General features: G+C 74.0%; 5 protein-coding genes and 1 pseudogene. All 6 read left to right on the top strand.

Translation table 11 applies throughout. The annotated features are described in order from the left end of the window. Nucleotides 1–98: 98 nt before the first annotated feature. The 6 genes and pseudogenes from WME83_RS19570 (at nucleotide 99) to WME83_RS19545 (ending at nucleotide 25,980) form a co-directional block, all read left to right on the top strand. Complete coding sequence (locus WME83_RS19570) at nucleotides 99–782, top strand: potassium channel family protein (RefSeq protein ID WP_020735879.1); 684 nt, start codon at nucleotides 99–101, stop codon at nucleotides 780–782. Nucleotides 783–897: 115 nt separating this feature from the next. After that, nucleotides 898–3,663 (top strand): TonB-dependent receptor domain-containing protein, encoded by a 2,766-nt coding sequence (locus WME83_RS19565; RefSeq protein WP_437320799.1) that lies wholly within the window; start codon nucleotides 898–900, stop codon nucleotides 3,661–3,663. Then, a complete protein-coding gene (locus tag WME83_RS19560) occupies nucleotides 3,663–5,069 on the top strand; it encodes a hypothetical protein (RefSeq protein WP_437320798.1) in 1,407 nt (468 codons plus the stop codon). The genes WME83_RS19565 and WME83_RS19560 overlap by 1 nt, the downstream gene beginning before the upstream one ends. A gap of 88 nt (nucleotides 5,070–5,157) precedes the next feature. Then, a complete protein-coding gene (locus WME83_RS19555) occupies nucleotides 5,158–16,836 on the top strand; it encodes an amino acid adenylation domain-containing protein (RefSeq protein ID WP_437320797.1) in 11,679 nt (3,892 codons plus the stop codon). A 2-nt stretch (nucleotides 16,837–16,838) separates the two neighbouring features. Continuing rightward, nucleotides 16,839–21,341 carry a type I polyketide synthase gene (locus tag WME83_RS19550; RefSeq protein ID WP_437320796.1) on the top strand — a complete coding sequence of 1,501 codons (4,503 nt, stop codon included), beginning with the start codon at nucleotides 16,839–16,841 and terminating at the stop codon, nucleotides 21,339–21,341. Further along, nucleotides 21,334–25,980 (top strand): annotated as a pseudogene (locus WME83_RS19545) (amino acid adenylation domain-containing protein). Before WME83_RS19550 ends, WME83_RS19545 begins: the two are co-directional and overlap by 8 nt.

The following is a 25,980-nucleotide window of genomic DNA, read 5'->3' as shown; positions in this document are numbered from 1 at the left end:
CGGCGCGGAGGCGGCAGCGCCGACCCGTGGCGCTCCCGACGCATCCGTGAGAACGTCGCGGCGCCGCGCCCCGAGGGGGCGGCGCGCGACCGGAGACCATGAAATCGAAGAGCGTCCTCGTCATCGGGCTCGGCCGGTTCGGCACGTCGGTCGTCGAGACCCTCTGGAAGAACCGGGCCGAGGTGATCGCGGTCGACAACAACCCGGAGGCCGTCGACGCCGTGAAGGACAAGACCTCGGCCGCGTTCGTCGGCGACGCCACCGTCCACAAGGTGCTCGAGGGGATCGGCGCGCAGTACGTGGAGACCGCGATCGTGACCTTCGGCGAGCACTTCGAGCCGTCGGTGCTCTGCGTGGCCTCCCTCGTCCGGATGGGCGTGCGCGAGATCATCGCGCGCGCCGCCACCGATCGCCAGGCCGACATCCTGCGCGCGGTCGGCGCGACCCGCGTCATCCAGCTCGAGACCGAGATGGGCCGCCGCGTCGGCGCCGACATCACCATGCCGCTCGCGCAGGACCTCCTCGACCTTGCGAGCCATTACCGCGTCGTGCCCTGGAACGCCCACGGGCCGCTCGTCGGACAGACGCTCGCCGGCTCGAAGATCCGCCAGCGCTACCGGATCAACGTGCTCGGTGTGCGGCCGCACACGAACAAGCTGCCCGGCGACAAGCCGCGGCTCGAGGCACCCACACCGGACTACGTGATCCGCGACGGCGACACGCTGCTGCTCGTGGGCGACAGCGACGACGTGAGCCGGTTCGTGGCCGAGGTCGGCGGCTGATCGCGCCGCGCGCCGCGCGCCGGCTGCGCTCGATGTGTAAAGCAATGTGAAGCAAGGTCCTGGCTGCGCGATGCGTCTTTCCGCCTCGGCCTCGCCATGCGAGAGGGCGGGCCGCATGCCTTCCACAGCGTCCTCCGTGATGCGCCTCGTCGTCTCGGAAGCGCTGCTGCTCGCGGTCGCGATGACCGGCAGCGCAGCGCGCGCGCAGCCCGCCGGCGCGCCCCCCCCAGAGTCCAATGCCGCCGAGGGCGACTCGGGCGGCGCCTCGGTCCCTCGCGGCGGCGCCGGCGCGGTCGTCGTCCCTCAGCCGGGCACGCCGCCGCCCGCGCCCGCCGCCGTCAGCCCGCCGACGCTGATCAAGTACTCGCCGCCCGCGTATCCGATCGAGGCGCAGCGCGCCGGCGTCGAGGGCAGCGTCATCCTCAAGCTCGACATCGACAAGACCGGGCGCGTCACCAAGGCGGAGGTCGCGACGCCCGGCGGGCACGGCTTCGACGAGGCCGCGCTCGCGGCCGCGCCCGGCCTGGAGTTCGCGCCGGCGCGGCGCCCGGACGGCACGCCCGCCGCGGCGCGCATCCTCTACCGGTACGCGTTCACGCTCACGCCCAAGCCCGCCGATGCGGCCGCGCCGGCGCCGCCCGCCGACGTCGAGACGGTGGTCGGGACCGTCCTGTCCGCGGGCACCGGCGAGCCGCTCCCGGACATCGCGGTCACCCTCGTGCGCCCCGACGGCGGCCGCGAGGAGGCGAAGACGGACCAGGGCGGCAAGTTCCGCTTCAAGAACCTCCCCCCCGGCAAGTACCGGGTCGAGGTCGCCGCCGCGGGGTTCGAGCCGTTCGCGGCCGAGGAGGAGATCGCGGCCGGCGAGGCGATCGAGGTGCGCTACCGCATCTCGCTCGCCGCGCCGCAGGACGGCAAGGCGGCGGGCATCGAGGTGACCGTGCAGGGGGAGCGCCCGCCGCGCGAGGTGACGCGGAGGACGATCGAGCGGCGCGAGATCGACCGCATCCCCGGGACCGGCGGCGACGCGCTGCGCTCGCTGCAGAGCCTGCCGGGCGTCGCGCGCAGCGGCTTCGGGCTGCTCATCGTGCGCGGGTCCGCGCCCCAGGACACGCTCACGTTCGTCGATCGCACCCCGGTGCCGATCATCTACCACTTCGGCGGCCTCTCCTCGGTCGTGCCGACCGAGATGCTCGAGAAGATCGACTTCTATCCGGGCAATTTCAGCGCCGTGTACGGCCGCGCCATGGGCGGCATCGTCGACGTCGGGCTCCGCTCGCCGAAGCAGGACGGCAAGTACCACGGCGTGGTCCAGCTCGATCTCATCGACGGGCGCGTGCTCCTCGAGGGCCCCGTCCCGTTCCTCAAGGACTGGACGTTCATCGCGGCGGGCCGCCGCAGCTGGGTCGACGCGTGGCTCGGGCCCGTGCTCAAGGAGGCGGGCTCCAGCGTCACGCAGGCGCCCGTCTACTACGATTACCAGTTCGTCCTCGAGGGCCGCCCCTCCGCGAGCGAGCGCGTGCGCGCGAGCTTCTACGGATCGGACGACGCCTTCAAGATCACCCTGGACAAGCCGCCGGAGGACGAGCCGGCGCTGACGGGCGATTTCGGGCTGCACACCGCCTTCCAGCGCTTCCAGCTGAGCTACGAGAACCGGATCGGGAGCCGGGATCGGCTGCTGTGGTCGATGGCGCTCGGCCGGGACATCGCCGACTTCGAGATCTCTCCCCTCGCCTTCAACGTCGTCTCGACCTCGCTCGACCTGCGGCTGGAGCTCTCGCACAGGTTCGCGCGGTACCTGACGATGAACGTCGGGACCGACCTCTCGGGCGGCGTCGCCACGGTCAACATCCGCGCGCCGTCGCAGCAGCCCGCCGGCCACCCGTCGAACCAGCCATTTTCGACGCTCCCGTTCCAGGACCGGTCGTTCGACGGCGCGTACTCGCGGCCCGCGGCGTATGCCGAGCTCGAGGTCGTCCCCTCGCCGCGGGCGCGGATCGTCCCCGGGGTGCGGGTCGACTACGCGCTCGACACGCAGACGCTCGACGTGAGCCCGCGGGTCAACGCGCGCTACGACATCCGGCCCGGCTTCCCGCGGACGACGGCCAAGGGGGGCGTGGGCCTTTATTATCAGGCGCCGCAGTTCGCGGAGAGCATCGAGCCGTTCGGCAACGCGGAGCTCAAGTCGAACCGCGCCGTGCATTACGGCCTCGGCGTGGAGCAGGAGATCACGCCGCAGATCGAGGTGACGCTGGACGGGTTTTACAAGCAGCTCGATCGGCTCGTCGTCTTCTCGCCGGAGAAGGACGATTACGCCAACGACGGCACCGGATACGCGGTCGGCGGCGAGCTCTTGTTGAAGTACAAGCCGGACGAGCGCTTCTTCGGCTGGGCGGCGTACACCCTCTCGCGGTCGGTGCGCAAGGACGGCCCGAACGAGGAGGAGCACCTCACGCAGTTCGATCAGACGCACGTGCTGACGGTGCTCGGGAGCCTGCGGCTCGGCCGGGGCTGGGAGCTGGGCGCGCGCTTCCGGCTCGTGTCGGGCAACCTGCAGACGCCCTATGTCTGCGATCCGGAGGAGAAGGGGTGCAATCCGAACCGGGTGAACGCGATTTACCACGCGTCCTCGGCGAGGTATTCGCCGATCCCGCTCGGGGGTGATTACAGCGAGCGGATGCCGCTGTTCCACCAGCTCGACATCCGCGCCGACAAGACGTGGAAATTCAAGAGGTGGCAGCTCGGGCTCTACCTCGACATCCAGAACGTCTATAATTACATGGCGGCGGAGGGCATCAGCTACAACTTCAACTACACGCAGCGGGAGTACGTGACGGGGCTCCCCTTCCTGCCCACGCTCGGGCTGCGAGGAGATTTCTGATGAAACGGACCGCACTGCCCGCTCGTCGCGCGCTGCTCGCCGCGCTCTCGACCCTGGCCGTGGGCATCCCCTGCTGCGCGGGGAGCGACATGGCCCCTTCGTCCGAGGTGAAGGGGCTCCGCGTCCTCGCGGTGACGGCGGACGCGCCGTACGCGGCGGCGGAAGAGCTCGTGACGTTCCGGATGACGTACGCCGACGCGAAGGGCGCAGAGGACGGCGCGCCGCGGAAGGTCGAGGTCACGTGGGTGGGCGGCTGCGTGAATCCGCCGGTCGGGGTGGACGAGCACCTCGGGTGCATTCCGCAGTGGCTGGGCACCTATGCGGCGGGAATCGTCGCGAATCCGGGCGGAGGCGGCGGCGGAGCCGGCGGCAATGGCGGCGAGGGCGGTGCCGGCAATGGCGGCAGCGGCGGCGACGGCGGCAGTGCTGGCGCTGGCGGCGACGGCGGCAGTGCTGGCGCTGGCGGCGACGGCGGCAGTGCTGGCGCTGGCGGCGACGGCGGCAGTGCTGGCGCTGGCGGCGATGGCGGCAGTGCTGGCGCTGGTGGCGGCAATGGCGGCGCCGGCGGTGCCGGCGGCAGTGGCGGCGCCGGCGGCGATGGTGGCAGCGGCGACGGCGGCAGCGGTGGTGCCAGCGGCGACGGCGGCAGCGAGGAGCGCGCCGTCCCCTTCGCGCAGCAGGAGATCGGCCCGGAGAAGAGCGGCGAGCCCGATGCGGTCTCGTTCACGTGGAAGCTGCCCAAGGACATCCTCAAGGGCGCGAGGCCCACCGAGACGGGGACGGTGTACTCGTCGGCTTACGTGCTGTTCGCCGTGTGCGCCGGCACGACGCGCGTGGCTTCGGCGCCCGAAAAGGCCGGGTTCCCGCTGGAGTGCGTCGGCGACGACGGGACGGTGCTCGGTCCGGACAGCTTCGTCGTGGGCTACACGCAGGTCTATGTCTTCAAGAAGGAGCGACGGAACGCGAACCCGCCCATCGACGGCTTCACGCTGAAGCTCGATGACAAAGACGTCATGCCGGGCGAGGACGGTTTGCCCGTCGTGAAGCGGTGCGTCCGGTCGGAGGAGCAGGCCCAGGGCTGCGGCCGGACCGAGCCGGCAGAGGACGAGTGCACGACGTACGAGATCGAGGCCGTCGTGCCGGAGATGGCCGCAGAGGTGGATGAGGAGGCCGCCGGGCTCGGCGGTCCGCCGGCGCGCGAGGCGATCTGGGTCGACTATTACACGGACGGGGGCGAGTTCGACGGGGCGCGCCGCCTGGTGAACGACACGACCGGCGCCTCCCGCGAGGGCAACGGGACCACGTGGACGCCGCCCTCGGAGCCGGGGCGCGTGTCGCTGTGGGCCGTGGTTCACGACACGCGGGGCGGCGCGAGCGTGACGCGACGAGAAGTGCAGGTGGAGTAACGCCCGGATCACGGCGAGCCACGCGCGTCGCGCGGCGGTTGTGCCGCAGCGGACAAGCTGCTATCTCCGCGGCGGAGGGTTCTGTTCAATGAATGATGCATTTCTTGCATTAGAATGGAACGAACGGAACCGCCCTTCCACCGTTATCGACCTCTTGCGTCAGCGCGCCGAAGCTGAGCCCGCCCGCCCGATTTATTGCTTTCTTGAGTCCGGCGACGTCGAGGCCGGGGCGGCCTGGGTGACCCTGCGGGAAATTGACGAGCGCGCGCGAACCGTCGCGGCCCTCTTGCAGGCATCGGGCGTCGCCCCCGGGGCCCGCGCGCTGCTGCTCTATCCGCCGGGGATCGAGTACATCACCGCGTTCTTCGGGTGTCTCTACGCTGGAGTCCTGGCCGTGCCCGCCTATCCACCGGATCTCGGCCGGCTCGAGCGGACGCTGCCGCGCGTCGCCTCCATCGTCGCCGACGCGCGCGCCGAGGCGGCGCTCACGTCATCGTCCGTCGCCGGCATCGTGGCGTCCCTGCCGGCCAGCGCCGCGGCCGCCGCGCTGCAGCGGCTCCGGTGGATCGCGACCGACGGCCCCGCGCCGGGCCCGATCGAGGGGCCGGGCGCGGCGCTCCGGCCGGAGTCGATCGCGTTCCTTCAATACACCTCCGGCTCGACCGGCGAGCCCAAGGGGGTGATGCTCACCCACGGGAACCTCCTGCACAACTCGCGGCTCATCGCGCAGGGATTCGACCTGACGAGCCCGGATCCGGTCGGGGTGATCTGGCTGCCGCCGTATCACGACATGGGGCTCATCGGCGGGATCTTGCAGGCGCTCTACCGGCGGATCCGCGTCGCGCTCATGTCGCCGCTCTCGTTCCTGCAGAGGCCGATGCGGTGGCTCCGCGCCGTCTCGGCGCTCGGCGCCTCGGTGAGCGGCGGCCCGAACTTCGCCTACGATCTCTGCGTCCGGAAGAGCTCGGAGGAGGAGCGAGCGGCGCTCGACCTGCGGTCGTGGGAGGTCGCGTTCACGGGCGCCGAGCCGGTGCGCGCCGAGACGCTGGATCGCTTCGCGCGCGCCTTTGCGGTCAGCGGGTTCCGGCGAGAGGCGTTCTATCCCTGCTACGGGCTCGCCGAGGCCACGCTCATCGTGAGCGGCGGAGCGCGGGCCGAGGCGCCGGTGCTGGCGCGCCTCGCCCCCGAGGAGGTGGAGCTCGGGCGCGCGGTCGCGTCTGCGGCGGAGGGCGCGCGCGCGTTCGTCGGCAGCGGTCGGGCGCTCGATCCGCGGGCGGTCGCGATCGTCGATCCCGCGGGGAACGAGCTCGGGCCGGGGGAGATCGGGGAGATCTGGGTGTCCGGGCCCAGCGTGGCCGCCGGCTACTGGGAGCGCCCGGAGGAGACGCAGGCGACGTTCGGGGCCACGCTCGCTGGCCGCGCGGCGCCGCGCTACCTGCGCACGGGAGATCTCGGCTTTCTCCGGGGAGGCGAGCTGTTCGTGGTGGGGAGGTCGAAGGACCTCATCATCCTTCGAGGCCGCAACCACTTCCCGCAGGACATCGAGAAGACCGTCGAGAGCAGCCATCGCGCCGTCCGGCCGGGCTGCAGCGCCGCGTTCTCCGTGGAGCACGAGGGCGAGGAGCGCCTCGCCGTGGTGTGCGAGGTCGACCCGCGCGTGGCCGCGGATCCGCGCGAGATCGTGGCGGCCGTGCGCGAAGGGGTGGCCGCCGAGCATCAGCTCGTCGCGCACGCCGTCGCGCTGATCGCGCCGGGCGCGCTGCCGAAGACGTCGAGCGGGAAGGTCCGCCGGAGGGAGTGCCGGCGCGCCTTTCTCGAAGACGCGCTCGGCGAGCGCCACGTCGCCTTCGCGCCGGAGCTCCTCGACGGCGCCTCGCGCCCGGACGACGCGCCTCCGGAGACGGAGGAGCCCTCGGGACGGGGCCTGCTGGACGCGCTGCGCTCGACGCTCGCCCGCGCGCTTCGCCTGGACGCCGGGCAGATCGACGACGCGCTGCCGATATCGCGGTTCGGCCTCGACTCCCTCGCTGCCGTCGAGCTCCAGCACGCATTCCAGGCGCGGACGGGGCGCGCGATCCCGCTGACATCGATCTTGCGAGGAGGCTCTCTCCGTGAGCTCACGAGAGAGATCACCCGGGTGGACAACCCGTCGTCGCCGCGGGTGGCGACGCCGGAGGAGCCGTTTGCGCTGACCGAGGGGCAGCGGGCGCTGTGGCTGGAGTGCCAGAAGTCGGCCGACGGCGCGCTCTACAACCTGGGCAGGACGGTCCGGCTCGGCGCCGGCGTCGACGTCGCCTTGCTGCGCCGCGCGTTCGAGGGCCTGGTCGAGCGGCACGAGGCGCTCCGCACGACGTTCCTCACGCGCGACGGCAAGCCGCTCCAGCGGGTGCACCGCCACGTCGCCCTGGCGTGGACCGAGGAGCCGGCGACGGCGCTGGACGAGCGCGAGCTCGTCGCCCGCGCGGACGAGGTGCGCCGCCGCCCGTTCGACCTGGAGCGCGGGCCGCTGCTCCGGGTGCATGTCTGGCGGCGCGCAGAGGGGCAGTGGCTCACGGTGGTCCTTCACCACCTCGTGGTCGACCACTGGTCGTTCGCGCTGCTGGTGCGCGAGCTGGGGGAGCTGTACTCGGCGCTCCGCGCGGGCCGGCCCCCGCAGCTGCCGCCGCCGTCGAGCTTCTTCGCCGCCGGCGTGAGCTGTCCCTCGCCGCGGGAAGCGGCTGGCGGAGCAGAAACCTGGCGCAAGGCGCTCGACGGCGCGACGACCGCCATCGACCTCCCCCGCGACCGGGCTCGCCGCGACGCGAGCGCTCGCCGCGGCCGCGCTCACGCGATCACGCTGCCGAAGCCCCTGACCGGGGCGCTGGCGCGCCTGGCGCGCGAGCGCGGGACCACGCTCTTCTCGGTCTTGCTGTCGGCGCTCACCGTCTTGCTCCATCGCGCGAGCGGGCAGAGCGACCTTGTCGTGGGCGTCCCCTGGGCGGGGAGGAGCGACGACGAGAGCGCCAGGGCCTTTGGCTACTTCGTCCAGATGCTCCCCGTGCGCGTCGCGCTGCGCGGGGCCGCGTCCTTCGACGAGCTCGTCGCCCGCGTGCGCGACGCGTTCCTCGACGCGCTGGCCCACGGCGACAGCGCCCTCCAGCACCTGCTCGCGCGGGCGCAGGGAGACGCGCTGTTCGACGTCGCCTTCGCCTTCCAGAGCACCCCGCCATCGCTGGATGCACGCCTGTCAGCCCTCGCGATCGGCGCGGGGGATGTCCAGATCGCGCAGGGAGATCTCCAGTTCACGACGCTCGCCGACGACCAGGCAGCGGCCGAGTTCGATCTCGCCCTGTTCGCCGCAGAGCTCGACTCGGGCATCGCCCTGCGCTTCGAGTACGACCAGCACCTCTTCGACCCGGCGACCATCGAGCGGATGGCGCGCCACTTCGTGCTCCTGCTCGAGAGCGCCGTCGAGCACCCGGGTCGACCGCTCTCCGAGCTACGGATGCTCGCCGACGCCGAGCGCGCGCTGCTCCTCGACGACTGGAGCGGCGCTGCCGCAGCAACACAGGCCGCCTCGGCCCCGGAGCCCGCCTGCGTCCACGCGCTCTTCGAGGCCCACGCCGCTCGACAGCCGGACGCCACCGCGCTCGAGTTCGGCCGCCAGCGCTTCACCTATGCTGAGCTCAGCGCCTGGTCCACCGAGCTCGCCCTGCTGCTGCAAGCCCGCGGCGTCGGCCCCGGCAGCGTCGTCGGCGTCTGCATCGAGCGCTCGCCCCGCATGGTCGCCGCCCAGCTCGCCGTCCTCAAGGCAGGCGCCGCCTATGCCTCGCTCGACCCCGCCAATCCACCGGCGCGCCTGGCCGACATGCTCGCCGACTGCCGCGCCTCGCTCGCGCTCACCAGCGTAGCGGTCAGCGATAAACTCACCGCCGCCCCCTGCCCCGTCCACCTCGTCCAGGACGGGTCGCGCGCCCATGGCGCCCATATTCCGCTCGTCTCCAGGCCCGACGACCTGGCCTATGTCCTCTTCACCTCCGGCTCCACCGGCACCCCCAAGGGCGTCTGCGTGCGCCATGCCAGCCTTTCAAGGCTGGTCTCCTTCTTTCACCGCCAGCTTGAGCTCTCGCCCAACGACCGCTGGACTCAGCTCGCCTCCTGCGGCTTCGACGCCTCCGTCTTCGAGATCTGGACCCCGCTCGCCTGCGGCGCTGCCCTGCTTCTCGCCGACGACGACGCGCTCCGCTCTCCCACTGCGCTCGTCTCCTGGCTCGTCGAACAGCGGGCCACGCTCTCGTTCATGCCCACGCCCCTGGCCGAGGCGTGCTTCGACCAGGACTGGACCGGCACCGCCCTGCGCGCGATGACCGTCGGCGGCGACAAGCTCCATCCCCTCCGGCGACCGCTGCCTTTCCGCCTCGTCAACATGTACGGCCCCACCGAGGCCACCGTCATCACCACCGTCGCCGAGGTCGCCGACCTCGACGCCGAGCCACCGCTCGGCCGCCCCATCGACAGCGCCCTCGTCTACGTCCTCGACCCGCACCTGCAGCCCGTGCCGCCCGGCGTCCTCGGCGAGCTGTACATCGGCGGAGACTGCCTCGCCCAAGGATACACCCGCCCGGACCTGACCGCCGAGCGCTTCCTGCCCGCTCCCTTCGGCCAGCCCGGCGCACGCCTCTACCGCACCGGCGACCTGGTGCGATGGCGCCCCGACGGTCAGCTCGCCTTCGCCGGACGCCGCGACGAGCAGGTCAAGCTCCGCGGCCGCCGCGTCGAGCTCGGCGAGGTCGAATCCGCCCTGCGACGCTTGCCCGCCGTCCGCGAGGGCGTCGTCGTCCTCCACGGCGATGGCAACGCCGCTCGCCTGATGGCCTATCTCGTGCCCGGCGCCCCCCCGCCCTCCGAGCGCGACCTGCGCGAGGGCATGGCGCGCCTGGTGCCCGACGCCCTGGTGCCCGCCCACTTCGTCCTGCTCCCCGCCTTGCCCATGTCTCTTTCCGGCAAGGTCGACAAGAAGCGCCTCCCCGCGCCCCCCGCCGCGCAAGCCGACCACGAGTCGCCCTCCGGCGAGCTCGAGCTCGAGCTCGCGGCCATCTGGCAATCCGTCCTCCACCTCGAGCGCGTCGGACGACACGACAACTTCTTCGACCTCGGCGGACACTCCCTGCTCGCCATGCAGGTCGTCGGACGTATCGAGTCCTCCCTCGGCATCCGCACCAGCCTCCGCGCCCTCTTCGAGCACCCCACACTCGCGCAGCTCGCCGATCACCTCTCCTCCGGCGCCGCCTCGACCACCGCCGCCGCGGCGACGGCCCTGGAGCGAGGGCGTACCCGGCTGGACAGCCCCTCGTCGCCGCGGGTGGCGACGCCGGAGGAGCCGTTTGCGCTGACCGAGGGGCAGCGGGCGCTGTGGCTGGAGTGCCAGAAGTCGGCCGACGGCGCGCTCTACAACCTGGGCAGGACGGTCCGGCTCGGCGCCGGCGTCGACGTCGCCTTGCTGCGCCGCGCGTTCGAGGCCCTGGTCGAGCGGCACGAGGCGCTCCGCACGACGTTCCTCACGCGCGACGGTAAGCCGCTCCAGCGGGTGCACCGCCACGTCGCCCTGGCGTGGACCGAGGAGCCGGCGACGGCGCTGGACGAGCGCGAGCTCGTCGCCCGCGCGGACGAGGTGCGCCGCCGCCCGTTCGACCTGGAGCGCGGGCCGCTGCTCCGGGTGCATGTCTGGCGGCGCGCAGAGGGGCAGTGGCTCACGGTGGTCCTTCACCACCTCGTGGTCGACTACTGGTCGTTCGCGCTGCTGGTGCGCGAGCTGGGGGAGCTGTACTCGGCCCTGCGCGCGGGCCGGCCCCCGCAGCTGCCGCCGCCATCGAGCTTCTTCGCCGCCGGCGTGAGCTGTCCCTCGCCGCGGGAAGCGGCCGGCGGAGCAGAAACCTGGCGCAAGGCGCTCGACGGCGCGACGACCGCCATCGACCTCCCCCGCGACCGGGCTCGCCACGACGCGCGCGTTCGCCGCGGTCGCGCTCACGCGATCATGCTGTCAAAGCCCCTGACCGGGGCGCTGGCGCGCCTGGCGCGCGAGCGCGGGACCACGCTCTTCTCGGTCTTGCTGTCGGCGCTCTGTGTCTTGCTCCATCGCGCGAGCGGGCAGAGCGACCTTGTCGTGGGCGTCCCCTCGGCGGGGCGGAACGACGACGAGAGCACTCGGGCGTTCGGCTACTTCGTCCAGATGCTCCCCGTGCGCGTGGCGCTGCGCGAGGCCGCGTCCTTCGACGCGCTCGTCGCCCGCGTGCGCGACGCGTTCCTCGACGCGCTGGCCCACGGCGACAGCGCCCTTCAGCACCTGCTCGCAAAGCACCAGGGCGCGGCCCGGCGAGGCGGCGCGCTCTTCGACGTCGCCTTCGCCTTCCAGGGCGCGCTGCCGTCGCTGGATCCCCGGCTCGCCGCGCTCACCACCGGCGCGGAGGGTGTGCGGATCGCGCAGGGAGAGCTCGAGTTCACGACGCTCGCCGACGACCAGGCAGCGGCCGAGTTCGATCTCGCCTTGTTCGCCGCAGAGCTCGACTCAGGCATCGCCCTGCGCTTCGAGTACGACCAGCACCTCTTCGACCCGGCGACCATCGAGCGGATGGCGCGCCACTTCGTGCTCCTGCTCGAGAGCGCCGCCGAGCACCCGGGTCGACCGCTCTCCGAGCTACGGATGCTCGCCGACGCCGAGCGCGCGCTGCTCCTCGACGACTGGAGCGGCGCTGCCGCCGCAACACAGGCCGCCTCGGACCCGGCGCCCGCCTGCGTCCACGCGCTCTTCGAGGCCCACGCCGCTCGACAGCCGGACGCCACCGCGCTCGAGTTCCGCCACCTGCGCTTCACTTACGCCGAGCTCAGCGCCTGGTCCACCGAGCTCGCCCTGCTGCTGCAACAGCGCGGCGTCGGCCCCGGCAGCGTCGTCGGCGTCTGCATCGAGCGCTCGCCCCGCATGGTCGCCGCCCAGCTCGCCGTCCTCAAGGCAGGCGCCGCCTATGCCTCGCTCGACCCCGCCAATCCACCGGCGCGCCTGGCCGACATGCTCGCCGACTGCCGCGCCTCGCTCGTGCTCACCAGCGTAGCGGTCAGCGACAAACTCACCGCCGCTCCCTGCCCCGTCCACCTCGTCCAGGACTGGGCGCGCGCCCATGGCGCCCATATTCCGCTCGTCTCCAGGCCCGACGACCTGGCCTATGTCCTCTTCACCTCCGGCTCCACCGGCACCCCCAAGGGCGTCTGTGTGCGCCATGCCAGCCTTTCAAGGCTGGTCTCCTTCTTTCACCGCCGGCTCGAGCTCTCGCCCAGCGACCGCTGGACTCAGCTCGCCTCCTGCGGCTTCGACGCCTCCGTCTTCGAGATCTGGACCCCGCTCGCCTGCGGCGCTGCCCTGCTCCTCGCCGACGACGACGCGCTCCGCTCGCCCTCAGCGCTCGTCTCCTGGCTCGTCGAGCAGCGAGCCACGCTCTCGTTCATGCCCACGCCCCTGGCCGAGGCGTGCTTCGACCAGGACTGGACCGGCACCGCCCTGCGCGCGATGACCGTCGGCGGCGACAAGCTCCATCCCCTCCGGCGACCGCTGCCTTTCCGCCTCGTCAACATGTACGGCCCCACCGAGGCCACCGTCATCACCACCGTCGCCGAGGTCGCCGACCTCGACGCCGAGCCACCGCTCGGCCGCCCCATCGACGGCGCCCTCGTCTACGTCCTCGACCCGCACCTGCAGCCCGTGCCGCCCGGCGTCCTCGGCGAGCTGTACATCGGCGGAGACTGCCTCGCCCAAGGATACACCCGCCCGGACCTGACCGCCGAGCGCTTCCTGCCCGCTCCCTTCGGCCAGCCCGGCGCTCGCCTCTACCGCACCGGCGACCTGGTGCGATGGCGCCCCGACGGTCAGCTCGCCTTCGCCGGACGCCGCGACGAGCAGGTCAAGCTCCGCGGCCGACGCATCGAGCTCGGCGAGGTCGAATCCGCCCTGCGACGCTTGCCCGCCGTCCGCGAGGGCGTCGTCGTCCTCCACGGCGATGGCAACACCGCTCGCCTGATTGCCTATCTCGTGCCCGGCGCCCCCGCGCCCTCCGAGCGCGACCTGCGCGAGGGCATGGCGCGCCTGGTGCCCGACGCCCTGGTGCCCGCCCACTTCGTCCTGCTCCCCGCCTTGCCCATGTCTCTTTCCGGCAAGGTCGACAAGAAGCGCCTCCCCGCGCCCCCAGCCGCCCACGCCGACCACGAGCCCCCCTCGGGCGACCTCGAGCTCGAGCTCGCGGCCATCTGGCAATCCGTCCTCCACCTCGAGCGCGTCGGACGACACGACAGCTTCTTCGACCTCGGCGGACACTCCCTGCTCGCCATGCAGGTCGTCGGACGTATCGAGTCCTCCCTCGGCATCCGCACCAGCCTCCGCGCCCTCTTCGAGCACCCCACACTCGCGCAGCTCGCCGATCACCTCGCCTCCGGCGCCGCCTCGACCGCCGCCACCGCAGCGACGGTGCCCGCCAGCGAGATCGCGCCCTCGCTGGGCCGCGCGCCGGCGGACGAGCCGTATCCGCTCTCGTACGAGCAAGAGCGCCTGTGGGTCCTCGAGCAGCTGCTCCCCGGCGGGACCGCCTACAACGTGGTGCAGGCGGTCCGCCTGCGGAACCTCGTCGACGTCGACGCGCTGTCCGCCGCGCTCGTCGCGCTCGTCCGGCGGCACTGGAGCCTGCGCACGGTGTTCGTCGCGAGCCCCACGCCCGCGCAGAAGATCTGCGAGCCCGAGTCGGCCCCCGCGGAGGTGGTCGACCTCCGCGGCACGCCCGCGGACGAGGCGGAGGCCGCGGCGCGCGCCTGGGCGTCGCGCGAGCAGGCCACGGGGTTCGACCTCGCGCGCGGGCCCGTGTTCCGCGCCCGGCTGTTCCGCCTCGACCACGACACCTGCATCCTGGTCCTGTCCACGCACCACATCGTCACGGACGCCTGGTCGTTCCAGCCCCTCGTCCGCGACCTCGCGGAGCTCTACCGGCGCGCGCGGAGCGGCGGGCCCGCGGCCTTGCCCGAGCTGCCGCTCCAGTACGTCGATTTCGCGGTGTGGCAGCGCCGCCACCTCGCGGGGAAGCGGCTCGCCGACAAGCTCGCCTATTGGACCGCGACCCTCCGCGGGCTGCCGGTCCTGGAGCTCCAGACCGACCGACCGCGGCCGCCGGTCCAGACGTTCCGCGGCGCGGAGCGGGTCCTCCCGCTCGACGCGCGCCTCGTGGCGCAGCTCGACGAGCTCGCCCGGAGCCGCGGCGCCACCCGCTTCATGGTCCTGCTCGCCGCCCTCGGCGTGCTCCTCAGGCGCAGCTCGGGCCAGGACGACCTCGCCATCGGGACCGCGGTCGCCAACCGGCCTCGCCCCGAGCTCGAGCCCCTCGTCGGCTTCTTCGTGAACACGATCGTGATGCGCCTCGACCTCGGCGGCGACCCGACCTTCGAGGAGCTCCTTGCGCGGGCGCGGAAGGCCGCGCTCGAGGCGTTCGAGCACCAGGACGCCCCGTTCGAGAAGGTGGTCGAGGCGGTCAACCCCCGGCGCGACCTGAGCCGCTCGCCGCTGTTCCAGGTCATGCTCGTCGTGCAGAACGCCCCCGCCGAGGCGCTCGAGCTCGGCGAGGTGCGGATCGAGCCGCTCGATCTCCCGGTCGAGGCCACGCGCTTCGACCTGCGCTTCAGCGTCGAGCCGCGCGGCGGGCGCGACGTGATCTCGCTCCAGTACAACGTCGACCTCTTCGACGCGGCGACCGTCGACCGGATGCTCGCCACGATGCAGAGCGTGCTCTCGCGCGCCGCCCAGGACCCCGCGCAGCGCGTCCGCGCGCTCTCCGTCACGCCGGAGGACCGCGAGCGCGCCCTCGTCGCGTGGAACGACACCGCGGTGGCCACTCCGGATCACCTCAGGCTGGAGGAGCCGTTCTTCCAGCGCGCCGTCGAGCAGCCCGACGCGTGCGCGGTCGTCGACGCCGAGCGGCGCCTCACCTACGGGGAGCTCGCCCGGCGCGCCGAGGCGATCGCCGCGGCCGTCTCGCGCTCCGGGACGGGCGCGAACGCGCTCGTCGCCGTCGTCATGGAAAAGGGCTGGGAGCAGGTGGCCGCCGTGCTCGGCGTGCTGCGCGCCGGCGCCGCCTACCTGCCCCTGGACCCTCGCCTCCCCGAGGAGCGCCTCAGGCACCTCCTGGAGCACGCCGAGGTCCGCCTCATCCTCACGCAATCGGCGGTCGACGGGCAGCTCGCCTGGCCCGCGGGCATCGAGCGCCTCGCCGTCGACGCGGACGAGCGGTGGCGCGAGCAGCCCATCGCGCGCCGGCCGCCCAGCGGAAGCACGGCCGACCTGGCGTACGTGATCTACACGTCCGGGTCCACGGGGCTGCCCAAGGGCGTGATGATCGACCACCGCGGCGCGGTGAACACCATCCTCGACATCAACCGTCGCTTCGACGTCGGCCCCGAGGACCGGGTGCTCGCGCTCTCGTCGCTGAGCTTCGACCTGTCGGTCTACGACGTGTTCGGGACGCTCGCCGCCGGAGGCGCCGTCGTGATCCCCGACCCCGCCCGCGCCTCGGATCCGGGGCGCTGGCGCGAGCTCGTGGAGCGCGAGCGGGTGACCGTGTGGAACTCGGTCCCGGCGCTGATGGAGATGCTCATGGACGCGTCCCCCGGCGCGGGCGACCCGGCGCTGTCGTCGCTCCGCCTCGTCATGATGAGCGGCGACTGGATCCCGCTGAAGCTCCCCGATCGCATCCGCGCCGCCTGCCGCGCGCCCCGCGTCGTGAGCCTCGGCGGCGCGACCGAGGCGTCGATCTGGTCGATCGCCCACCCGATCTCGGACGTCGACCCGGCGTGGCGCAGCATCCCGTACGGCCGGCCGCTCGCGAACCAGCACACCTACGTGCTCGACGACGGGCTGGAGCCGTGTCCGATCGGGGTCCCCGGCGAGATCTACATCGGCGGGATCGGCGTCGCGCTCGGCTACTGGCGCGACGAGGCGCGGACGCGCGAGCGGTTCCTGGAGCACCCCACGACCGGCGAGCGGCTGTACAGGACAGGCGACCTGGGCCGCTACTTCGCCGACGGGACCATCGAGCTGCTCGGGCGCACCGACCACCAGGTGAAGATCCGCGGCTTCCGCATCGAGCTCGGCGAGATCGAGGCCGCCCTCGCGCAGCACCCCTCGGTGGAGCAGGCGGTCGTGGCGGCGAAGAAGGATCCGTCGGGCGAGAAGCGCCTTGTCGCGTACGTCGTCGGCGCCGAGGCCGACGGCGCGACGCTCCGCGACTTCGTCCGGAAGAAGCTGCCGGAGTACATGATCCCCGCGGACATCGTCGTCCTCCCGGCGCTGCCGCTGAGCGCGAACGGCAAGGTGGACCGCGCCGCCCTGCCGGATCCCGCCGCGGTCGCGCCCCGCGCCGCGGCCGTCGCCCCGCGGACCGCGACCGAGCGGCTCATCGCCTCGGTGCTCGCGGAGGTCTTGCAGGTCGAGGCCGTCGGCGTGACCGACAACCTGTTCGAGGTCGGCTTCACCTCGCTGCTCCTCGTGCGCGCCCAGCGCCTGCTCGCCGAGCGCATGGCGGCGCGCGCACCCGCGGAGGGCGCCGCGGCGCAGGCCGTGTCGCTGACCGACCTGTTCCAGTACCCGACCATCGAGCAGCTCGCGCAGCGGCTCGACGCCGCGACGGTCAAGGCCGAGCCGGCCGACGTCGGGGCGCAGCGCGCCGAGGCGCGCCGCGACGCGCGACGCCGCCGGGGGCGAGGATAGCCATGTCGGAACCGATCGAGACCGAGGACGGGGGCAGCGACATCGCGATCGTCGGCATGGCGGGCCGCTTCCCCGGCGCCCCGAGCGTCGACGCCCTCTGGGAGAACGTGCGGCGCGGCGTCGAGTCGATCGCCCGCTTCCCGGAGAGCGAGCGCGAGGAGCCGCCGGTCGGCGCGAACGCCGCCCCCGGGGCGCCCGTCGTCTGCGCGGGCGGCCTGCTCGACGACATCGACCGCTTCGACGCGTCCTATTTCGGCTACTCGCCGCGCGAGGCGCAGCTCATGGACCCGCAGCAGCGCCTGTTCCTGGAGTGCGCGGTCGCCGCCCTGGAGGACGCCGGCTGCGATCCCGCCCGGTTCCCGGGCGCGATCGGCGTCTTCGGCGGGTGCGGCTCCAACACCTACCTCCTCCAGCTCCTCTCGCACCCGGATCTCGCAGCCACCGTCGATCCGCACGCGCTCATGCTGGCGAGCGAGAAGGATTACCTCGCGACGCGGGTCTCGTACAAACTCGACCTCCACGGGCCGAGCGTCGTCGTGCAGACCGCGTGCTCGACCTCGCTGGTGGCCGTCCACATGGCGTGCGAGAGCCTCCTCGGCGGCCAGTGCGATCTCGCGCTCGCGGGCGGCGTCTCCATCGGCATCCCGCAGAAGCGCGGCTATCCGTACGTGCCCGGGAGCATCTGCTCCCCGGACGGCCGCTGCCGGCCGTTCGACGCGCGCGCCGAGGGGACCGTGGGCGGCAGCGGCGTCGGCATCGTCGCGCTGAAGCGCCTCGCGGACGCCCTCCGCGACCGGAACACCGTCCACGCGGTGATCCGGGGCTCCGCCGTCAACAACGACGGCGGCCGCAAGGTCGGCTTCATGGCCCCGAGCGTCGACGGCCAGGCCGCGGCCATCTCCGAGGCGCAGTCGGTCGCCGGCGTCGATCCCGGCTCGATCGGCTACGTCGAGGCCCACGGCACCGCGACCGCGATCGGCGATCCGATCGAGGTCGAGGCGCTCACGCAGGCCTTCCGCCGCGGGACGGCGCGGAAGGCGTACTGCGCGCTCGGCTCGATCAAGGCGAACATCGGCCACCTCGACGCCGCGGCGGGCGTCGCGGGCCTCATCAAGGCGGCGCACGTCGTGCGCAGCGGCGAGATCCCGCCGTGCGTCCACTTCGAGGCGCCCAATCCAAAGCTCGACCTCGCGGCGAGCCCGTTCTTCGTCCCCCGGGAGGCGGCGCCCTGGCCCCGCGAGCTCGGCCCGCGCCGCGCGGGCGTGAGCTCGTTCGGGATCGGCGGGACCAACGCGCACGTCGTGCTCGAGGAGCCGCCCCCGCTGCCGGCCCGCCCCGCGGCCCCGGAGCGCGACCACGTGCTGACGCTCTCGGCGCGCACGCCGGCGGCGCTCTCGGCGGCCTGCGCGCAGCTCGCCGCGCACCTCGAGGCGAACGACCTCCCGCTCGACGACGTGGCGTTCACCCTCCAGACCGGGCGCGCGGAGCACCCGTACCGCCGGGCGGTCGTCGCGCGGACGCGCGCCGAGGCGATCCAGGGGCTCGCCCGCGAGGGGGCGAGCGCGCTCGCGCGCCCGATGAGCCGCGCCGTCTTCGCGTTCCCGGGCCAGGGCGCGCAGGCCGTCGGGATGGGCCGCGCGCTCTACGCGCAGGAGGCGGCGTTCCGGAGCGCCTTCGACGCGTGCGCCGCGGCGGCGCGGGCGCGCGGCCTCGATCTCGGCGAGATCGTCTTCCGCGCGGGCGAGGGCGACGGCCGCACGCTGCTCGGCACCGCGCTGGTGCAGCCCGCGCTCTTCGCCGTCGAGCTCGCGCTCGCCAGGCTCTGGATGAGCTGGGGGATCGAGCCCGCGGCGATGATCGGCCACAGCCTCGGCGAGATCGTGGCGGCCTGCGTCGCGGGCGTGTTCACGCTCGAGGACGCGATGTCCCTGGTCATCGATCGGGGGCGCTTCATGCAGGCGGCGCCGGGCGGGGGCATGCTGGCCGTCGGCCTGCCGGCCGCGGACGTCGAGGGCCTCCTCGAGGCCGGCCTGGAGATCGCCGCGGTCAACAGCCCGAAGCTCACGGTTGTCGCGGGCCCGGCGAGCGCGATCCGCGACCTCGCCGCGCGCCTCGAGGCGCGCGAGGTCTTCGCGCGGCCGCTGCAGACGTCCCACGCGTTCCACTGCGCGCTCATCGACGGCGCGGTGGGCCCGTTCCTCGAGAGCGTGCGGCGCGCGCGGCTCTCCCCGCCGAAGATCCCCGTGATCTCGAACGTCACCGGCGCCCTCCTCACCGACGCCGAGGCGACCGATCCGGCCTACTGGGCGCGGCACCTCCGCCAGCCGGTCCGCTTCGGCGACGGCATCGAGGCGCTGTTCGCGTCCGGGCACGCCCTGTTCCTCGAGGTCGGCCCCGGCCGCGGGCTGACCACGCTGGTGCGGCAGACGCTGGCCGGGCGCGGCGGCGCCGCGATCGCGAGCCTCGGGTCGGCCCACGCCACGTCCGAGCCCGCGAGCCTGGCCGAGGCTCTCGGCCAGCTCTGGGAGGCGGGCCACGCCGTCGACTGGACGGCCGTCCGCGGGGGCGACCCCGGGGCGCTCGTCCGCTTGCCGACGTACCCGTTCGAGCGGGCGCGGCACTGGATCGCGCCGCGCCGCGGCGCCCCCGCCGCCGAGCCGGCGCAGGCCGCGGCGCCCGCCGCGCCCGCGCCGAACGCCCTCCCGACGGCGGCCGTCTCCCGCGCGCACGCCGGGGTCGCCTTCGTCGCGCCGTCGACCGAGTCCGAGCGCGCGATCGCCGCGATCTGGAGCGCCCTCCTCGGCGTCCACGAGATCGGCATCCACGACGACTTCTTCGGCCTCCACGGCGACTCGCTCGTCGCGACCCAGGTGATGTCCCGGATCCGCGCGCAGCTCGGCGTCGAGCTCCCGCTGCGGGCGCTCTTCCAGGGGCCGACGGTCGCGGCGCTCGCGGCCCAGGTCGACGCCGCGCTCCGCGGCGAGGCGCGGCGGCGCGAGTTCCCCCCGATCGCGCGGATCCCCCGCGACGGCCCGCTCCCGCTGTCGTTCGCGCAGCACCGGCTGTGGTTCGTGGATCAGCTCGAGCCGGGCAGCCCGGCGTACAACATCCCGTTCGTGGTGCGCGCGACGGGCCGGCTCGACGTCGACGCCCTCCGCCGCAGCCTGTTCGAGATCGCGCGGCGCCACGAGGCGCTGCGGACGACGTTCAGCGCCAGGGACGGCGTGCCGTTCCCGGTCATCTCGCCCGAGGCCCGGGTGCCGTTCCGGATGTCCGACCTCGAGCACCTCGCGGGCGAGGCCCTCGACGCGGCGGTCTCGGCGCTCGTCCTCGAGGAGAGCCTCGAGCCGTTCGACCTGAGCCGCGGCCCGCTCCTCCGCGTGCGGGTCATCCGGAAGCGCCGCGACGAGCACGTCATCGCGCTCGTCGTGCACCACGTCGTGTTCGACGTCTGGTCGGTCGGCGTCTTCGTCGGGGAGCTCGCCGCGCTCTACGGCGGCTTCGCGCAGGGCCAGCCTTCCCGGCTGCCGGAGCTCCCGGCGCAGTACGTCGACTTCGCCGCGGCCCAGCGGGCGTGGCTGTCCGGCGAGGTCCTGGAGGGCGAGCTCCGGTACTGGACGGCGAAGCTCTCGGGCGCGCTGCGCCGGGCCCGCGTGCCGGTCGACCACGAGCCGGCGGGGCGAAGGACGTGGCGCGGGGCGCGGCGGAGCCTCGACGCCGGGGCCGAGCTCACCCGTCGGATCAAGGCGTTCTGCGAGCGGGAGGCGATCTCTCCGTTCATGGCCCTGCTCGCCGCGTACAAGCTCGTCCTGCACCAGCGCACCGGGCTCGAGGACCTCGTCGTGGGCACCGACGTCGCGAACCGGAACCGCGTCGAGACCGAGCCGATGATCGGCTTCTTCGTCAACCAGCTCGTGATCCGGACCGACTGCGGGGGCGACCCGACGTTCGGCGCGCTGGTCCGCCGCGTGCGCGACGTCGCGCTCGAGGCGTTCGAGCACCAGGACCTGCCGTTCGACCGGCTCGTGGAGGCCCTGCGGCCGAAGGGGGCCGTCGGGCACGTGGCCCTCTTCGACGCGAAGTTCGTCATGCGCAACGTGCACGTCCCCCCGATGAAGCTCGAGGGGCTCGAGCTCGAGGCGCTGGAGGGCGAGGCGACCACGACGGCGTTCGACTTCGTCCTCACGGTCGCCGAGGCCGGCGACTCGTTCCGCTTCGGCGTCGAGCACAGCAGCGAGCTGTACCGGGCCGCGACGGTCGACAATTTCCTGAGCGATTACCGTGACATACTGGCGATCGCGACGGCGCGGCCGGACACCCCTATCTCGGAGCTCCGGGGGGAGATCGAGCGCACCGCGGCGGCCCGCCGGGAGCTCGAGCGGAAGGCCGCGCGCGGCGCGGCGCTCGACAAGCTGACCTCCGCGCGCCGGCGCGCCGTGACCCTCCCGCGCCCGGGCGCGCCGGGCGAAGCGAAGACCTCACCGAAGGACGAGCTGGATGACTGACCACGAGATGACCGGCTTCAGCCTCTCGCCGCAGCAGCGGGCGCTCCGCGCGCTCGAGCGGGAGGCGGGGGCCCCCGGGTGCCGGACGCTGGCCGTCGTCGCCGTGACCGGCCCGTGCGACGAAGGGCGGCTCTCGGCGGCGGCGCTCGCGCTGGTCGAGCGGCACGAGATCTTGCGCACGCGCCTCGTCGAGGCGGGCGGCGAGGCCGCGCAGGTGGTCGGCGAGCCGCGCTTCGCGTGGTCGTCGCAGGACGACTGGGTCGGGTGCTCGGAGGCCGAGCAGGGCGAGCGGATGGCGCGGCTCGTCGCGCGCCTGTCGGAGGGCCGCGGCGCGGACGACGGGCTGCGCATCGGCCTGGTCCGCGTCGGCCCGGAGGAGCGCCGGCTCGTGCTCGCGGCGCCCGCGTGGTGCGTCGACGAGGAGTCGATCGCCCCGCTCGTCCGCGAGCTCTGCGCGTCGACCGCGGGCGCGCCGCCCGAGCAGCAGTACGCGGACGTCGCGGAGTGGCTCAACGGGATGCTCGAGGCGGAGGACGCCGGCGACGTGCGCAGGTTCTGGGCCGAGCGCCGCGCGCATTTCGGGCCCCCGCTCCACCTCGCCTTCAGCCGCGGCGGCGCCGGCGCCGGCGCCGGCTCGGGGCGCGCGCGGGTCGATCTGGGGCCAGGCGGGATGGCGCAGGTCGAGCGCTGGTCGTCGTCGTGGCAGGTCCCGCAGCGGATCGTGCTCCTGGCCCTGTGGACGTCGCTCCTGTGGCGGATGGGCGGCGGCGACGAGCCCGAGGCCACCGTGGCGGTCCGCTTCGACGGGCGGTCCCTGGACGCGCTCGCGGGCGCGGTGGGGCCGTTCGCGCGGTTCCTTCCGGTCCGGATCGAGATCTCGGCCTCCGACACGCTCGCCGACGTCGCGCGGCGGCTCGCGGCCGCCGAGGCCGAGGCGGCGGCGCACCAGGACGCCGCGCCGGGGGTGAGCCACCGGATGACCTGGGGCTTCTCCGCCGCGGAGGCCGCGCCGGCGCTGTCGCTCGACGGCGCGCGCGCCCGCGTGCTCGACGTCTGGAGCACGTCCGACCAGGTCGCCTGCCGGCTGCACTGCGCCGGCGCGGGCCCGTCGGCGTCGCTGGAGCTCCGCTACGACGCGTCGGCCGGCGCGCGCCGCGACGCCGAGCGCCTCGCCGAGCGCCTCGCGGCGATGCTCGCGGACCTGTCGCGCCACCCCGAGCGCCCGGTCGCCCAGGGCGAGTACGTCGGCCCCGGCGAGCGCGCCGAGATCGAGGCGTGGTCGCGCGGCCCGGCGATGGAGCTGCCGCCGGCCTGCGCGCTGCACCGGTGGTTCGAGGAGCGCGCCGAACAGCACCCCGACGTCGTCGCGGTGCGCAGCGAGGGCAAGCCGCTCACCTACGGCGAGCTCGAGCGGCGCGCGAACCGGCTCGCGCACTGCCTGCGCCGCCGCGGCGTCGGGCTCGACACGATCGTCGGCGTCTGCGTGCCGCGCTCCGAGGACATGGTCGTCGCGACCCTGGCGGTGCTCAAGGCGGGCGGCGCCTACCTGCCGCTCGACCACGAGTACCCCGGCGAGCGCCTCGCCTTCATGATGCGGGACGCGCGGGCGCGCCTCCTCGTCACGCACGACGCGATCGCCGACGAGCTCCCGACCGGCGGCTGGACGACGCTGCTCCTCGACGCCGAGGCCGCGCAGATCGCCGCGTGCTCCGACGCGCGGCCCGCCGTGAGCCCGCCGCCGGACAGCGGCGCGTACGTCATCTACACGTCCGGCTCGACGGGCACGCCGAAGGGGAGCCTCATCTCCCACCGCGCCATCGTCAACCAGATGCAGTGGATCCAGCGGACCTGGGCGCTCACCGCGGACGACCGCGTCCTGCTCAAGGCCGCGTTCGGCTTCGACGTCTCCGTCTGGGAGATCTTCTGGCCCCTCTCGTTCGGCGCGCGGATCGTCGTCGCCCGGGCCGGGGGGCACCGCGATCCCGAGTACCTGCGGCGCCTCGCGCGCGACGAGGGGGTCACGACCGCGTACTTCGTCTCCTCGATGCTCGCGGCGTTCCTCGGGGGGCCCGATCAGCCGTTCCCCGCGAGCCTCCGGAAGGTCCTCGTGGGCGGCGAGGCGGTGCCGCTCGACCTCGTCCGGCGCTTCTACGCGAAGCACGACGGCGACCTCATCAACATGTACGGGCCGAGCGAGGCCGCGATCGCGGTGACCGGCTGCGTCCTGCCGAGCGACCCGCGGGTCGCGTGGGTCCCCCTCGGCGCGCCGGTCGCGAACGCCGAGGTGTTCGTGCTCGACGGCGCGATGCGCCGCCCCGCCATCGGCGCGCTCGGCGACCTCTACATCGCCGGCGCGCCGCTCGCGCGCGGCTACGTGGGGCAGCCCGGGCTCACCGCGGAGCGCTTCCTGCCCGACCCGCGCGCGCGCGCCGCGGGCGGCCGGATGTACCGGACCGGCGACGTCGCGCGCTTCCTGCCCGACGGGATGCTCGAGTTCCAGGGCCGCTCGGACCACCAGGTCAAGCTCCGCGGGCACCGGATCGAGCTCGGCGACGTCGAGGCGCAGATCCGGCGCGTGCCCGGCGTGAGCCAGGCGGCCGTCGTCCTGCGCGAGGACGCGCCGGGCGACGCCCGCCTGGTCGCCTACGTCGTGCTCGACGGCGACGCCGAGGGCGGCGCGCCGGACGTACGCGCGGCGCTGAAGGCGTCGCTGCCGGCGTACATGATCCCGTCGAGCGTGGTCCGCCTCGACGCGCTCCCGCTGTCGCCGAACGGCAAGCTCGACCGGCGCGCCTTGCCGGCGCCCGAGGCGCAGGCGGGCCCGGACGACGGCGCGGCGCCGCGGACGCCGGCGGAGCGGTTCCTCGCGTCGATCTGGGCCGAGGTGCTCGGGCTCGGCGAGGTGCGGGTCGGCGAGAACTTCTTCGACGTCGGCGGCCACTCGCTCCTCGCCACGCAGGTCGTCGCCCGCGTGCAGCGCGCCCTCGGCGCGGAGGTCCCGCTGCAGCTCATGTTCGACCTGCCGTCGATCGCGGCGCAGGCCCCGCTCATCGAGCTCCTCGCGAGCGGCCGGTCGATGGAGTCGCTCCTGCCCGCCGTCCGCCGGTACGTCGCGGACCGCCGCCCCGAGCACCTGCCCGCGCTCGCGCCGGAGGAGCGGGACGCCGCGGCGCGCCGGCTGTCGGCCCTCGGCGCGGCGCCGCCGCAGGTCCGGCGCCGCGGGCTGACGCGGGCGCCGCTCTCGTACGGGCAGAGCCGCATCTTCTTCCTCGAGCAGCTCTCGCCCGGCAAGCCGCTCTTCAACGTCCCGGGCGCGGTCCGGCTCCGGGGCGCGGTCGACGTTGCCCGCCTCTCGGCCGCGTTCGGCGAGATCGTGCGGCGCCACGACGCCCTCCGGACGTCCATCGCCAACGTCGACGGCGAGCTCCTGCAGATCGCGCAGCCGCACGCGGGCTTCGCGCTCGACGTGGTGGCCTTGACGCCCGAGGAGGCGGCCGCGCCCGCGCTCGCCGGGCGGCTGCGCGCCGAGGCGTGGCGGCCCTTCGCGATCGGCGCGCCGCCGCTCCTGCGCGCCACGCTGTTCCGCCTCGCGGAGGACGAGCACGTGCTCCTCGTCGCGATGCACCACGTGGTGTCGGACGACTGGTCGCTCGGCGTCATCCTCCGCGAGCTCCTTGCGCTCTAAGCGGGCCGCTCGCTCCCGCCGCCGAAGCTCCAGGTCAGCGACTTCGCGGCCTGGCAGCGCGAGATGGTCGAGTCGGGGGCGCTCGACGGCCAGCGCGCGTACTGGCGAGAGCGCCTCCGGGGGCTGTCCCGGGCGAGCATCTCGGCCGGCGGCGGGGCGGAGGCGCCGAGCCACGACCCGTCCGGCGCCATCGAGGAGATCGCGCTCTCGCCGGACAAGGCGGCGGCGCTCGAGGCGCTCGCGCGGCGCGAGGGCGCGACCCTGTTCATGGTGCTCCTCGCGCTCCTCGACCTCGTGATCCACGCGCGGTCCGGCGCGCTGGACATCGCCGTCGGGACGCCCATCGCCAACCGGAACCGCCCGGAGCTCGAGGACGTTGTCGGCCTCTTGACCAACACGCTCGTGATCCGCGTCGATCTCGCGCGCGCCGGGACGTTCCGCGACGTGCTCGCGCGGGCGCGCGTCCAGGCGCTCGACGCCTTCGCGCACCAGGACATCCCGTTCGATGTCGTCACCCAGGATCTGAAGCAGGAGCGCGACCACGCGCAGCACCCGCTCTTCCGGGTCTGGCTGGCGCTCCAGAACGCGCCGAAGCCCGCGCTGGAGGTGCGCGGGCTCCGCGTCGAGCCCCTGCCCCTCCGGCCCGAGCTCGTGCATTTCGAGGTCGCCCTCCTGCTCTGGCCGGCGGACGACGGATCGGTCGTGGGGCACTTCGAGTTCCGGCGCGATCGCGTCGACGACGGCGCGCGCAAGGAGATCGCCGGCGCGTTCACGCACCTCGTCGACGCGGTGATCGCCCGGCCGGACGCGCCGGTATCGTCGCTCGTCGAGGGCGCTCGCGCCGCGGCCGCGCGGGCGCAGGCCGCGCTCGGCGACGCCTTCGCCAGGGCGGCGACGGCGCGCCTCGGCCAGCTCCGGCGGCGCTCGGCGGGCGAGCGGACGCCCGGCGAGTAG

The sequence above is a fragment of the Sorangium sp. So ce385 genome (assembly GCF_051474135.1).
Lineage (GTDB): Bacteria > Myxococcota_A > Polyangia > Polyangiales > Polyangiaceae > Sorangium > Sorangium cellulosum_D.
The sequence above is the reverse complement of the archived record's forward strand: the minus strand, read 5'-3'. Positions and strand labels throughout refer to the sequence as shown.